The 13,909-nt window shown below is 53.3% G+C and carries 12 protein-coding genes; 1 reads left to right on the top strand and 11 read right to left on the bottom strand.

The genetic code is table 11. The annotated features are described in order from the left end of the window. Positions 1-56: 56 nt before the first annotated feature. The 6 genes from EVJ29_RS02620 to hrcA form a co-directional block, all read right to left on the bottom strand. The gene (locus EVJ29_RS02620; protein WP_131463806.1) at positions 57-803 is read right to left on the bottom strand and encodes a 16S rRNA (uracil(1498)-N(3))-methyltransferase; all 747 of its coding nucleotides are present in this window, start codon (positions 801-803) and stop codon (positions 57-59) included. Positions 804-806: 3 nt separating this feature from the next. Then, positions 807-1,745, bottom strand: a complete 939-nt coding sequence (prmA, locus tag EVJ29_RS02615; protein WP_070326982.1) for a 50S ribosomal protein L11 methyltransferase — start codon at positions 1,743-1,745, stop codon at positions 807-809. Positions 1,746-1,763: 18 nt separating this feature from the next. Further along, complete coding sequence (dnaJ, locus tag EVJ29_RS02610; protein WP_131439963.1) at positions 1,764-2,870, bottom strand: molecular chaperone DnaJ; 1,107 nt, start codon at positions 2,868-2,870, stop codon at positions 1,764-1,766. A 109-nt stretch (positions 2,871-2,979) separates the two neighbouring features. Then, a complete protein-coding gene (gene dnaK, locus EVJ29_RS02605) occupies positions 2,980-4,803 on the bottom strand; it encodes a molecular chaperone DnaK (protein WP_071397788.1) in 1,824 nt (607 codons plus the stop codon). A 29-nt stretch (positions 4,804-4,832) separates the two neighbouring features. Continuing rightward, positions 4,833-5,408 carry a nucleotide exchange factor GrpE gene (gene grpE / locus EVJ29_RS02600; protein WP_131463808.1) on the bottom strand — a complete coding sequence of 192 codons (576 nt, stop codon included), beginning with the start codon at positions 5,406-5,408 and terminating at the stop codon, positions 4,833-4,835. Between the two features lie 17 nt (positions 5,409-5,425). After that, positions 5,426-6,448: a heat-inducible transcriptional repressor HrcA gene (hrcA, locus tag EVJ29_RS02595; protein ID WP_070326978.1), complete on the bottom strand. Its 1,023-nt coding sequence runs from the start codon at positions 6,446-6,448 to the stop codon at positions 5,426-5,428. A gap of 192 nt (positions 6,449-6,640) precedes the next feature. Between hrcA and EVJ29_RS02590 the strand changes: the two genes are divergently transcribed. Beyond that, on the top strand, positions 6,641-7,246 hold the full coding sequence (locus EVJ29_RS02590) for a DUF1054 domain-containing protein (RefSeq protein ID WP_070326977.1): 606 nt from the start codon (positions 6,641-6,643) through the stop codon (positions 7,244-7,246). A gap of 37 nt (positions 7,247-7,283) precedes the next feature. Here the strand turns inward: EVJ29_RS02590 and hemW are convergent, their stop codons facing one another. From hemW to lepA, 5 genes are all read right to left on the bottom strand, one after another. Beyond that, on the bottom strand, positions 7,284-8,438 hold the full coding sequence (gene hemW / locus EVJ29_RS02585; protein WP_070326976.1) for a radical SAM family heme chaperone HemW: 1,155 nt from the start codon (positions 8,436-8,438) through the stop codon (positions 7,284-7,286). 66 nt (positions 8,439-8,504) lie between these two features. Next, positions 8,505-9,689 (bottom strand): DUF1015 domain-containing protein, encoded by a 1,185-nt coding sequence (locus EVJ29_RS02580; protein WP_131490393.1) that lies wholly within the window; start codon positions 9,687-9,689, stop codon positions 8,505-8,507. A 12-nt stretch (positions 9,690-9,701) separates the two neighbouring features. Further along, the gene (locus EVJ29_RS02575; protein WP_070326974.1) at positions 9,702-10,865 is read right to left on the bottom strand and encodes a phosphoglycerate dehydrogenase; all 1,164 of its coding nucleotides are present in this window, start codon (positions 10,863-10,865) and stop codon (positions 9,702-9,704) included. After that, positions 10,843-11,919 carry a 3-phosphoserine/phosphohydroxythreonine transaminase gene (gene serC, locus EVJ29_RS02570; protein ID WP_131463815.1) on the bottom strand — a complete coding sequence of 359 codons (1,077 nt, stop codon included), beginning with the start codon at positions 11,917-11,919 and terminating at the stop codon, positions 10,843-10,845. Before serC ends, EVJ29_RS02575 begins: the two co-directional genes overlap by 23 nt. 107 nt (positions 11,920-12,026) lie before the next feature. Further along, on the bottom strand, positions 12,027-13,850 hold the full coding sequence (gene lepA / locus EVJ29_RS02565; RefSeq protein WP_070326972.1) for a translation elongation factor 4: 1,824 nt from the start codon (positions 13,848-13,850) through the stop codon (positions 12,027-12,029). Between the last annotated feature and the right edge of the window lie 59 nt (positions 13,851-13,909).

Raw genomic sequence — 13,909 nt, 5'->3', positions numbered from 1 at the left:
ATGTGGTCATTAAACATAAAATCAGCTCCCGCAAACTGCGGGAGCTGATTTCGTGTTCAATTCAATTCAAGCGCATACGATAACGCCGCTAACGCGTAGAGCGGCGCCGTCTCGGTGCGCAAAATCCGGGGGCCGAACGCACACGGGCGCGCGCCTTGATTCGTCCAGGCGTCAATCTCCTGATCGTCAAATCCGCCTTCAGGACCGACGATCAGCAGGAGACGCTGTCCGCGTTCAAGCGCTTTGAAGACAGCCGCGAGTGCCGCTTGTTCCCCTTGCTTCGCCGACTCTTCATAAGCGATGACGACCGCATCGTAATTAGAAAAGTCGTCTAGCAGGTCACGCGACGAGACGTACGCGCACGTCGGGACGACGGCCCGGTACGACTGTTCGGCCGCTTCTTGCATGATTTTCTGTAGCCGTTCAACTTTCTTAGGGGCTTTTTTTGCGTCCCATTTCGCGACCGATCGTTTCGACTCGAACAACTTCAAGTGATGCAACCCGAGCTCGGTCGCTTTTTGAGCGACAAGCTCGACTTTATCACCTTTCGGCAGTGCGTAGGCGAGCGTCACATCAACGGGCAGTTCAGTCGTCGCCTGCCGCGCTTCGAGTACTTTTGCCGTCCCCGATTTTTTTTCGAGCGCGATCACCTCACAGACGTACTCGACACCTGTACCGTCTAACAACACCATCTGATAACCCGGTCCCGCCCGCAACACCGTCCCGATATGATGGACGACGTCTTGCGGCAATGCGACCGTGTCTGTTTTAAACGCATCACGTTGTAAGAAATAGCGTTGCATGGCTTATCCCTTCTTCGCGATGATGGCGACCCAGTCTTCCATGACTCGCGTCTCTTCGATCGAGAATCCAGCCGCCTTGAGCGCTGCCGTCACTTCATCTCGTTTTTGGCCGATGATGCCCGACGTGATGAAATAGCCGCCTGGTTTGACGCGCACGTAAGCATCGTCAACGAACAGCATGATGACGTCAGCTAAAATGTTGGCGACGATCAAGTCATACTCACCGCTCATCCCTTTCAACAAATCACCCGTCTTGACGTCGACGACGTCTAGAACGCCGTTCGTCTCGACGTTTTGGCGGGCCGATTCGACCGCGACCGCATCCAAATCGAGCGCCTCGACTCGTTCCGCGCCAAGCTTCGCCGCCGCGATGGCAAGTACGCCTGAGCCCGTCCCGACATCGATCAAGCGGTCACCCGGTTGGATATAGTTCTCGATCGCTTGAATGCACAGCATCGTCGTCGGGTGCGTCCCGGTCCCGAACGCCATACCCGGGTCGAGCAAGATCACGTTCTCTTCCGGTTGTGGCACGTATTCTTCCCACAGCGGCACGATCGTGAGATGTTGCGAGATCTTGACCGGTTTATAGTACTGCTTCCACGAGTGGGCCCAGTCCTCCTCATCCATCTCGAGCGCCGTCACGGTACCAGCGCCGACTTCAAAGATATTGCGCAGCCGTTCAATTTCTTTTTTCAGTGTCGAGAGCGTGTCCGGTAGGTCGCCTGAGACAGGAACGTACGCTTTCACGTGGACACCCGACGTTGGATACGTATCGCGGCCGGATTCGTCCCAAATCTCTCCGAAATGATCTTCTGCCATCATCCGGTCGTAGTCTTCGACGTCCTCGATGACGACACCTTGTGCCCCCACTTCATGTAGTAAATTTGATACGGCTTCGACTGCCTGCTGTGTCGTGTGGACACAAATTTCAGACCATTTCATCGCTTGTACACGCTCCTTTTACTGGCTAAAAAACTTTTTCATCTTTTGGAAGAGGCCGTGCTGTTCTTCCACGCCCGCTTCTCCGCTGATCTCTTCAAACTCGCGGAGCAATTCTTTTTGACGATCTGTCATGTTCGTCGGTGTCATGATGACGATATTGACGTACTGGTCGCCGTTGCCGCCGCCGCGAACGCTCGGCATCCCTTTTCCACGCAAACGGAATTTCGATCCGGTCTGTGTTCCGGCTGGCACTTTCAAGCTGACCTTGCCGTGCACGGTCGGGACTTCGAGTTCGGCGCCGAGTGCTGCTTGCGCGAACGTGACCGGCATCTCCATCGAGATGTGCTGGTCGACACGCTCGAAGATTTCGTGCGCCCGAACGCGGACGACGATGTAAAGATCGCCGGCCGGGCCACCGTTAGCGCCAGGACCACCTTTGCCGGACATGCGGATCTGTTGGCCGTTATCGATACCGGCAGGAATTTTGACTTCGACTTGCTGTGTCTTCTTGACGTGACCAGAGCCATGGCACGTCGTACATTTCTCTTTGATCGTCTTGCCTGTTCCATGACATTGGCTACACGTCCGCTGATTGACCATGCGACCGAGCACCGTGTTCTGTTCGACCGTTTCGACACCGCTACCGCCACAACGGCCGCACGTCTCTGGTTTCGTCCCCGGCTTGGCACCGCTACCCATACACGTGTCACATTCGACTTCGATCTCAAGGTCGATCGTTTCCGTCTTACCGGTCACGCTCTCCATGAAGTCGAGGTCGACGACGTATTGATAATCTTCTCCGCGTCGCGGTGCGTTCGGGTCTTGACGACGTCCGCCGCCGCCGAAGAACATGTCGAAGATGTCGCCGAATCCGCCTTGGAAGTCACCGCCGCCTCCGAACTGGCTCGCTCCTTCAAATCCGAAGCGGTCATATTGAGCCCGTTTCTGCTCGTCTGACAGCACTTCATACGCCTCACCGAGCTCTTTAAATTTATCGGCCGCATCCGGCTCTTGGTTGATGTCTGGATGATATTCCCGTGCCAATTTGCGATAGGCCCGTTTGATGTCTTGCGCCGAGGCCGATTTGTCTAGGCCAAGCACTTCATAATAATCTCGTTTCGCCACGTTACTCTCTCCTCTTTACTGTTTCAAGTTCGATTTTACCGATTCTACCTTAACATGGAAAGAGCCAAAGCAGAAACCTGCTTTGGCGCCATCCAATCTATCGGTTGCCTTATTTACGATCGTCGAGATCTTCAAACTCCGCGTCGACGACGTTATCGTCTTTCGCTTCTGTTTGTGTCTCAGCGCCTTCAGCACCTTGCTGTTCAGCCATGTTCGCATATACTTTTTGCGTCAATTCTTGTACGACTTCAGATAGCTCATCTTTCGCCGTACGGATTGCTTCGAGGTCTGTACCTTCAAGTGCTGATTTTGCTTTTTCTTTCGCTGCTTCGGCTTTGTCTTTATCTGTTGCGTCGACTTTATCTCCAAGGTCTTTGATCGCCTTGTCCGTCGCGAAGACGAGTTGGTCCGTTTCGTTACGGAGCTCTGCTTCTTCTTTACGCTGTTTGTCTGCTTCCGCGTTCGCTTCCGCTTCTTTCACCATGCGCTCGATTTCAGCCTCGTCGATACCTGAAGACGACTGGATCGTGATCGACTGCTCTTTGTTCGTACCGAGGTCTTTCGCCGATACGTGAACGATTCCGTTCGCATCGATGTCGAACTTGACTTCGACTTGTGGGACACCGCGTGGTGCCGGCGGGATGTCCGTCAATTGGAAACGACCGAGCGTCTTGTTGTCAGGCGCCATCGGGCGTTCCCCTTGCAAGACGTGGATGTCAACGGCTGGCTGGTTGTCTGCTGCTGTCGAGAAGACTTGTGATTTCGATGTCGGAATCGTCGTGTTGCGATCGATCAACTTCGTCATCACGCCACCCATCGTCTCGATACCGAGCGAAAGCGGAGTCACGTCGAGAAGGACGACGTCTTTCACGTCACCGGCAAGGACACCGCCTTGGATCGCTGCACCGAGGGCAACGACTTCGTCCGGGTTAACGCCTTTGAACGGCTCTTTCTTCGTGAAATCGTGAATCGCTTTTTGGACCGCAGGGATACGTGTCGAACCACCGACGAGAATGATCTTGTCGAGATCAGACGGCGTGAGGCCTGAGTCTTTCAACGCGCGGCGAGTCGGTTCCATCGTGCGCTCGACGAGGTCTGCTGTCAATTCATCGAATTTCGCACGTGTGAGTGTTGTTTCAAGGTGAAGCGGGCCAGCTGCTCCTGCTGTGATGAACGGGAGGCTGATGTGCGCGCTTGTCACGCCTGAAAGGTCTTTCTTCGCTTTCTCGGCCGCATCTTTCAAGCGTTGGAGCGCCATCTTGTCTTGCGCGAGGTCGATACCGTTCTCTTTTTTGAATTCAGACACGAGGTAATCGATGACTTTTTGGTCAAAGTCGTCTCCACCGAGTCGGTTGTCCCCTGCTGTCGCGACAACTTCAAACACGCCGTCTCCGAGCTCGAGAATCGAGACGTCGAACGTACCGCCACCGAGGTCATAGATCAAGATCGTGTGATCTTCACCTTTGTCGAGGCCGTAAGCGAGCGCCGCTGCTGTCGGCTCGTTGATGATCCGTTTGACATCGAGACCGGCAATTTTCCCGGCGTCTTTCGTCGCTTGACGCTCAGCGTCGTTAAAGTAGGCAGGAACTGTGATGACCGCTTCAGTTACGGACTCACCAAGGTAGTCTTCTGCATCTTTTTTAAGTTTTTGCAAAATGATGGCCGAAATTTCTTGTGGCGTGAATTTCTTACCGTCGACTTCGACCGTATGTGACGTTCCCATATGACGCTTGATCGATTGGATCGTGTTCGGGTTCGTGATCGCTTGACGCTTCGCGACTTCACCGACTTGACGCTCTTCCCCTTTGAATGCGACGACAGACGGTGTCGTACGGTTCCCTTCTGCGTTTGAGATGACGACCGCTTCGCCACCTTCCATAACTGCTACACAAGAGTTCGTTGTTCCTAAATCAATTCCGATAATTTTAGCCATTGTCTATTCCTCCATCTAGTTAAGTAATTTTATTCCGAAACTTTTACCATGCTTGGACGAATGACGCGTCCGTGCAACGTGTACCCTTTTTGAAGCTCCATCGTTACAATCCCAGACTCGAACTCATCACTCGGTTCTTGCATGACCGCTTGATGATAATTCGGGTCGAACGGCTGACCGACTGCTTCGATCACTTCAACGTTCTCGGCGTTTAACACGTCGAGCAATTGACGGTGGATCATGTCGACACCCGCTTGAATCTGTTTAGCGTCATCCGATGACGCTTCGACTTGAAGCGCACGCTCAAAGTTATCGATGAGCGGAATCAGTTTCTCGATGACGGCTTGCGAAGCGAACTTGACGCGTTTCGCGTTCTCTTCGTTCGTTCGGCGGCGGAAGTTGTCAAAATCAGCACGAATCCGAAGCTCGCTCGCTTTGAGCGCTTCGATTTCTTGTTGCAAATCTGGTCCCTCAGAACTTTCTTCCACTATTTCAGCATTTGAAACCTCGTCAGCGTCCGCAGTCTCTGACTGCAACGCGTCGAAATCTTTCTCTTCGAGCACTTCTTCTTCTTGGTCTGGCCCGTTTTGATTTTCAGTAGTCATATTGAGGCTCCTTTCGTTCACTCTTCTAGTTTCGTTCGCCTTAACGCTTCAATGATTTGTCCCATCATCCGCACCCCGTGCCGATAATCCATCCGGGTCGGACCAATCATCGCAATCGTCCCGAACGTCTTGCCGTCGAGCGTATAGTCCGAGGTGATGACGCTACAATTTTGAAGCGCAAGGATCCCATTCTCGCTCCCAATGCTCACATAAATCTCGCGATTTGGCAACGATTCGAGCCAGTCGGTCAACCGTTCTTGCTCGTCGATCCACTCTAGGAACGGACGTAACGTATCGAGCGTTTGAAACTCGGGTTGGTTGAAGATGTTTTTCTTCCCACCAAGATACAGCGAGGTCGGATGATGTACCCCGACGGTCGCTTGAATGAGTTGCATCATCGACTCATATTGTTGTTGATGAGCGAGGCGAAGGTTTGACACTTCTTCTCCGATACGGAACTTCAGTTGACCGAGCGGAGTTCCTTTTAGACGATCGTTTAAAAATCGGATTGTTTGTTCGACCATATCCGGCGCCATCGGCGATTCGAACACGACCGTTCGATGTTCGACGTGCCCTTGATCCGTTACGATCAAGACGACACCGCGCCGTTCATCGAGCGGCATCAAATCGATCCGTGCCAGCCGGTTCATCTGACTGCTCGGACCGAGCGCTACCGTCGTATAATTGGTCAAATCAGAGAGTAGGTCAGCGGCTTGACGAATGAGGACTTCTGACTCTTGGGCGGACGCTCGCAAGCGTTCCCCGAGCCGATATGTTTCCCGCTCGTCGATGAGTTTCGTCTCGACAAGGTGATCGACGTAATAACGATACCCGACTTCAGACGGGATTCGTCCTGCTGAAGTGTGCGGTTTTTCGATCAAGCCCATGTCTTCTAAATCCGCCATGTCGTTTCGGATCGTCGCCGAACTGAACGACAAGTCATCCCGTTTCGAAAGCGTCCGTGAACCGACGGGCTGGGCTGTCTGAATGTAATCATCAATGATTGCTCGTAAAATGAGCAATTGTCTCTCTGTCAGCACAACATCACTCCTCTCTGAAGGATTGGCCTCATTTTTATTAGCACTCATATTTACTGAGTGCTAATCACACTTCAAATATTATCATGTTCTCCTTATTTGTCAATTCAAATGCATCATTTTTTCCATCGATTGAAAGTCATTCGAAATGCATCTTCCGCGCACTTTCGGTATGATACGAATTGAGGTGATCATATGTTTACAACTAAACAATTTAACGTGTTTACGCAAGACGGGCTCGACGCCCGCATGTCAGGTATTCGCGCGGACATTCAACCGCTGTTCCATCGCATCTATGACGAGGTCGGTCCGCAGCTTGAAGCCGACGTCGGCATCCCGCTCTATCTCCACGTCGCCAAGCACGCCCGCCGGACGGTCAATCCGCCGAAAGATACGTGGATGGCGATCTGTCACGATAAACGTGGCTATAAGAAACATCCGCATTTCCAAGTCGGTCTGTTCGACGACCGTGTCTTCGTCTGGCTTGCCTTCATCTATGAGATGCCGAACAAAGAAGCAATCGGCAAACGACTCATGACAATCGACTTTAAACATGAATTTCCCGACTTCCATCTTGCCGGCGATCATATGAAAAAAGAGGCGTTCTTGATCGAAGAGACGTCCTCTGCGTCAATCGATGCCATCGTCGAGCGCTTCGCGACCGTCAAAAAAGCCGACTTCTTGATCGGTCGTCAACTTTCGGCCGATGCCTCGATCCTCCAAAACGAAGCGGCGTTCCTCGCCCTTGTCGAGGACACGTTCGGACGGCTCATGCCGATCTACCGCGAGCTCGTTCTCTAACTAAAACAGGCGAATCCGACATCGGATTCGCCTGTTTTTACGTTGTCACATCATTTAATCGTGCCTCACCGATGAATGCCGCGAACGCCTCGTTGGCGAGCGGGAGTCCCGACTCGGTCAACCGGACGTGCGTGTCCGTCGTTTCAATCAACTGTTTCGCTTTCAGTTCGGACAAGACGTGCCCGAACACCGACTCCATCGAGACACCGTACTTCGTTTCGAACGTCTCAAACGACACACCGCTGCGCATCCGGAGTCCGAGAAACAACTCTTCTTCCATCCGCTCGAACGTCTCGAGTGTCGTCGTACTTCGAACCGGTAAACCTTCCGCCTTGATATAGTGCGGGATCGGCGCGACGTTCGCCCGGCGCTCGCCGTTCAAGTAACTGTGAGCCCCGGCTCCGAAGCCGTAATACTCCTCGTTCCGCCAATACACTTGGTTGTGACGGCTCTCCCGTCCCTCGACACTGTAGTTCGAGATCTCGTACTGCTTGAGCCCACGGCGTTCGAGCGTCTCCATGACTTTCAAGTACATGGCGACTTCGATGTCCTCACCCGGCAGACGAAGCTTGCCTTTGCGGTCTTGGATCGCGAAGACGGTGTGCGGTTCGAGGATCAAGGAATAGGACGAGACGTGTTGGATCGGCAGTTTGAACGCCAAGTCGAGGTCCCGTTCGATCTGTTCGAGCGTCTGCTCCGGTAGTCCGAACATGAGGTCGATCGAGATGTTGTCGAACCGTTTCGCCGCCTCCGTCACCGTCGCGAACACGTCATCCGCCCGATGCGTCCGCCCGATCCGTTCAAGCCCGCCGTCGTCGAACGTCTGGACGCCGAAACTGACGCGGTTGACACCGCCTCGTTTCATCGTATCGAGCTTTTCGGCGCTCACAAAGTTCGGATTCGCCTCGACCGAGTATTCTATATTCTTTGTAGCGAGCGGGAGCAAGTGCCGCTCGACCATGTCCATGAGACGTTTCATCTGCACCTCATCGAGCGCGGTCGGCGTTCCTCCGCCGATAAAGATCGTCTCGATCTCATCTGTCGGATATTGTTCAAGCGATAGGACGATCTCTCGTTCTAACGCATCTAAATAGTCATCAACCGGTTGGTTCTTTAAGAACACCTTGTTGAAATCGCAGTAATAACAAATATGTTCACAAAATGGAATGTGAAGATATACGGCTTTAGCCATGGCGGCCACCCCTTTCTTCTCCTTCCATTTATAACGCTTTTTACGTCTTCACGCCACTGTCTGCATTCAATCGAAACGATGGATGAACAATCCGCTCTTCAGTTTCGGATCGAACCAAGTCGATTTCGGTGGCATCTGTCCGGATTCATCGGCGACCTGCATCAACTCTCCCATCGCCGTAGCGTGACATGTCAACACGACGACATCCGGTCGCTCGGCCAACCGTTCCAGTTGTTCGACGGCGTCTGAGCCGCCGACGAAGTCAATCCGTTTATCGGTCCGGACATCGTCCACTCCGAAGTACGGTTCGAGAATATCCCGTTGTAGCGTGGCAACGTCGAGAGCCGCGGTCGACTGTCGTTTCGTCAACTCATACTGTTTGCCGCGGTAAGACAATCCGAACGAACCGCGCGCTTGCGGAACGACGAGGCCGTCAGTCGACACCACTTCGTACGAGAACGAAATCCCGTCCAATAAAGCCGCGACTTCTTCAGGCGTAACATCGGTCAACAGGCGATGGTACGGCAAGATCGTCAACTCGTCGCTCGGGAAGAGCACACCTAAAAAGTGATCGCGCTCTAGTTTCGATTCACCTTCAGGCAGTTCTAGCGCCGCGACGACAGCCGCCGCTTTGGCCCGATGATGCCCGTCGGCGATATAGATGGACGGGATCGTCGCCCCGATCATAATGACACGCGCCTGGTCTTTCGGCGGCACCGCATAGCCTTCGTGCAAGACACCTTGACTGTCCGTGAAGGAAAATAGAGGTCGTTCGTTCGTGGCGGCTTCAAGGATACGCCGTAACGCCTCGTCCGGCTCATGGCTCAGTAAAATCGGTCCGGTGTGCGCTTTCGTCGCCGCCACATGTTCGACCCGTTCCCGCTCTTTCACTTCTCGTGTATGTTCATGGATCTTGATGCGGCCCGCCTCATAATCCGCGACCGAAAACGTCGCCACGAGACCGGTTTGACGCCGCCCTTGATTCGTCAGCCGATAGACGTAAAAGCCGTTTGCCTGTTCCGTCAGTTCAGTCGCGTACAACCGTTCCAACTCGGTCCTCGCACGTCGTCCCCACGCTTCGAGTGACAGGTCAGCGGCAAACAGTTCCGGCTTATCGACCGAGAGAAATGAGTTCGGACGTCGCTCGACGTCTCCTCGTGCCTGTTCGACGTTCACGATGTCGTACGGGTCGGCCGCCACAGCTTCAGGATGGGCCGGCATATACGGTTTAAACGGTTTAAATATGACCATGTTGATCCCTCCTTAAAATTCACGGACGCGCATGACGCCCTCGATGTCGTACAAAGCATGCACGGACAGTTCTTCTTGTTTATGGTTATCGATGTCGATCATCGTGTAGGCCACATCGTTCCGGCTGCGATTCACCATGTTATCGATGTTGATCCCGTTCTCGGCGAGCCGGCTCGCAATTTGACCGACCATGTTCGGGACGTTCAAGTGCAGCACCGCCAAGCGTCGCTTGCCGACGTAAGGAAGTTCAGTGTCCGGAAAGTTAGCGGAATTCCGGATGTTTCCGGTCTCTAAATACAGTTTCAGCGTATCGACGGCTTGAATCGCGCAATTCACTTCGGATTCTCGTGTCGAAGCCCCAAGATGCGGAAAAGCGACGACTTGAGGATGGCCGAGTAACGCCTGTTGCGGGAAGTCTGTAATGTACGTCGCCACTTTATCTTGTAACGCCTCAATCAAATCAGCATCGTTCACGAGCTCGCCACGGGCGAAGTTCAATAACGTCACCCCAGGCTTCATCCGTTTGAACCAACTAGCGTCGATCAAGTTGCGTGTGTCGTCCGTGAGCGGCATATGGATCGAGAGCAAATCGACGTCTCTGAGCAAATCGTCTAAATGCTTGGCTCGTTTTACTTGCTTTGATACGTTCCACGCTCCATCGACCGATAAATGCGGGTCGTACCCGACGACGTCGACACCGAGCTGAAGCAGGTCGTTCGCGAGCGACGCCCCGATCGCGCCGAGGCCGACGATGCCGACCTTCTTGCCTCGTAATTCAGAGCCGACAAAGCGACGCTTCTCGTCTTCCATCGCCCGCTCAAGTAACGCTTGGCTTGGGAACGTTTGCTCGTTCACCCAACGCGCGCCTTCAAGGATCGGCCGGACCGATAAAAGCATGCTCGCGAGTACGAGTTCTTTGACCGCGTTCGCGTTCGCCCCTGGTGTATGGAACACGACGACGCCTTGACGCGCCAAGCGCTCAAGCGGGATGTTGTTCACCCCAGCCCCGGCCCGGGCGATCGCGAGCAAGTACGGGGGAATCTCGGCGTCGTGAACGTCATGGCTCCGAATGACCCAGGCATCGGCCTGCTCCACTGCGTTGACGGCGTATTCTCTCGGCTCAAAACGCTCTAGCCCGGCTGATGCGATTTGATTATATGTTTTGATGTGAAACATCGTATCCCTCCTGTTCAAATGCTTGCATCACTTCGACTAGACGAACGACTCCTTCGAGCGGCATCGCGTTGTAAAGACTGGCCCGCAGCCCTCCGACCGAGCGGTGGCCACCAAGTTCGATCAATCCACGTTCCTCGGCGAACTGTTGAAACGCTCGATCCGTCTCGTCCCGTCCCGTCGTGAACGGAATATTCGTCAATGAACGGATATCTCCTGTGACGAGCGACCGGAACAACGTTGAGCCGTCTAAATAAGCATACAATCGCGCGCTCTTCTCACGGTTGCGCCGTTCCATCTCGGCGACGCCACCCGTCCGTTCGACCCAGGCGAGAACCCGTTCGGCGACATACATGCTAAACGTCGCCGGTGTGTTCAAAACGGTGTCGGTGTGACGGGCGTAGTTCAAATAACTTGGCAAATCGCGGTCGACAATCAAGTCGCGACGAATGATGACGACGCTTAACCCGGCCGGTCCGATATTTTTTTGGGCGCCTGCGTACAGCAGACCGTAGCGGCTCACGTCGATCGATTCTGCCAAAATATTGGAGGACACGTCCGCGACGAGCGGGATGCCTGTATCCGGAAGCATCGTATAACGTGTCCCTTCGATTGTATTGTTCAGCGTCAAATGGAGATAATCGGCGGTCTCGCCATCCCCTTCATAGTCAGGCAGTTCCCGATAGTTCGAACTCGCCGAACTGCCGACGACGGCGACGTCCCCATAGTGGCGGGCATCAGCGATCGCTTTTTTCGACCACGTGCCGCTGTCGAGATAAGCGAAACGCCCTGTCGTACGCAAGTTCATCGGAATCATCGAGAACTGGAGCGTCGCCCCGCCTTGCAGCCAAAGGACGGCGTAATCGTCTGAGATGTCCATCAATCTCCGCAGCCTCGCTTCGAGCGCCTCGGTAATCGCAATGAAGCGCTCCGAACGGTGGCTCATCTCGACGATCGAGACACCCGTTTTTTGATAAGACAGAAACTCGTCTTGCACTTCTTGTAGTACCGATTTTGGCAAAACGCTCGGCCCTGCTGAAAAATTATAGACGGTCACCGCTACTCCTCCTCTATTTTTCTGTAAGTGGGTACTATTCCGTACCGGACGTCACGAATCCTGCCAAATGAAAAAAATCGCCCTTATCCATGGATAAGGGCGACCACTCATTCTTCGTCCATCGACAAGACGGACATGAACGCTTCTTGCGGCACTTCGACGGATCCAACCATCTTCATGCGTTTTTTACCTTCTTTTTGTTTCTCGAGAAGTTTACGTTTCCGCGAGATGTCGCCGCCGTAACATTTGGCAAGGACGTTTTTACGTAACGCCTTGATCGTCGACCGGGCGACAATTTTCGTGCTGACCGCTGCTTGGATCGGCACTTCGAACTGCATCCGTGGGATGAGCGCCTTTAACTTTTCAACGATGACTTTCCCACGTTCGTAGGCGAAGTCGCGGTGAACGATAAAGCTGAGCGCATCGACGAGCTCGTTGTTGAGGAGAATATCCATCTTGACGAGGCGTGACGGACGATACCCGATCAAATCATAGTCCAGTGAGGCATAGCCTTTCGTACTTGATTTCAATTGATCAAAGAAGTCGTAGACGATTTCACTGAGCGGAATATCGTACGTGATTTTAACACGGGTCGTATCGATGTACTCCATATCGATAAAACTGCCACGTTTCTTCTGACAAAGTTCCATGATCGAGCCGACGTAATCGTTCGGTGTCATGATCGCCGCTTTAACGTATGGCTCTTCGATCAATTCAACTTTTTGTTGCTCAGGCATCTTCGACGGGTTATCGACGTGGATGACGTCTCCTGACGTCGTCGTAACGTGATAGATAACCGACGGTGCCGTCGTGATCAAGTCGATTCCAAACTCGCGCTCGATCCGCTCTTGAATGATTTCCATATGAAGCATGCCGAGGAATCCGCTACGGAAACCAAATCCGAGCGCTTGTGACGTCTCGGGCTCGAACTCGAGTGCCGCATCAGATAACTGGAGCCGCTCAAGCGCTTCACGCAAATCGTTATACTTGGCCGCATCAATCGGATAAAGACCGCAGTATACCATCGGGTTCATCTTACGGTAACCAGGAAGTTGCTCGGTCGATGGGTTTTTAGCGAGCGTGATCGTATCACCGACACGAACGTCGCCAACCGTTTTAATCGATGCCGAGAGCGTACCAACGTCTCCGACATTCAACTCTTTCACAGATAACGGTTTAGGTGTCGAGACACCAAGATCCGTCACTTCGAACGATTTACCGGTCGACATCATTTGAACTTTATCCCCGACTTTGACCGAACCGTTGACGACTCGGATCGAGGCGACGACGCCACGATACGCATCGTAATACGAGTCGAAGATCAAAGCCTGAAGCGGTGCTGACGGATCTCCCGTCGGCGGCGGCACAAGCTCTACGATTTGTTCAAGAATTTCTTCAATCCCGATTCCTGCCTTGGCAGAAGCCGGCACCGCATCACTGGCGTCCAGTCCGATCACGTCCTCAATCTCTTGACGGACGCGTTCGACGTCAGCCGACGGTAAGTCGATCTTGTTGATGACCGGGATGATCTCGAGGTCGTTGTCGAGTGCGAGGTAGACGTTTGCGAGCGTCTGCGCCTCGATCCCTTGGGCGGCATCAACGACGAGGACCGCACCTTCACACGCTGCGAGTGAGCGCGAGACTTCATACGTGAAGTCGACGTGTCCAGGCGTGTCGATCAAATGAAGGATGTACTCAACTCCATCTTTTGCGGTATAGTTCAATTTAACAGCGTTCAATTTGATCGTGATGCCACGTTCCCGTTCGAGATCCATCGCGTCAAGCGTCTGTTCTTTCATTTCACGCGCCGTAAGCGCACCAGTTCTCTCGAGAATCCGGTCAGCTAGCGTCGACTTGCCATGATCGATGTGGGCGATGATGGAAAAGTTGCGAATCTTCTTCTGACGGTTCTCTAATTCTTGTTTATTCATATATGGGTTCACCTATCCTTCTCATGCATACCGTGTCATTATATCAAAATCCTAAGTTA

Source organism: Exiguobacterium sp. SH4S7, assembly GCF_004336795.1.
Taxonomy (GTDB): domain Bacteria; phylum Bacillota; class Bacilli; order Exiguobacteriales; family Exiguobacteriaceae; genus Exiguobacterium; species Exiguobacterium aurantiacum_A.
Note: the sequence above shows the minus strand (reverse complement) of the source record. Positions and strands in the feature narration are given on the sequence as shown.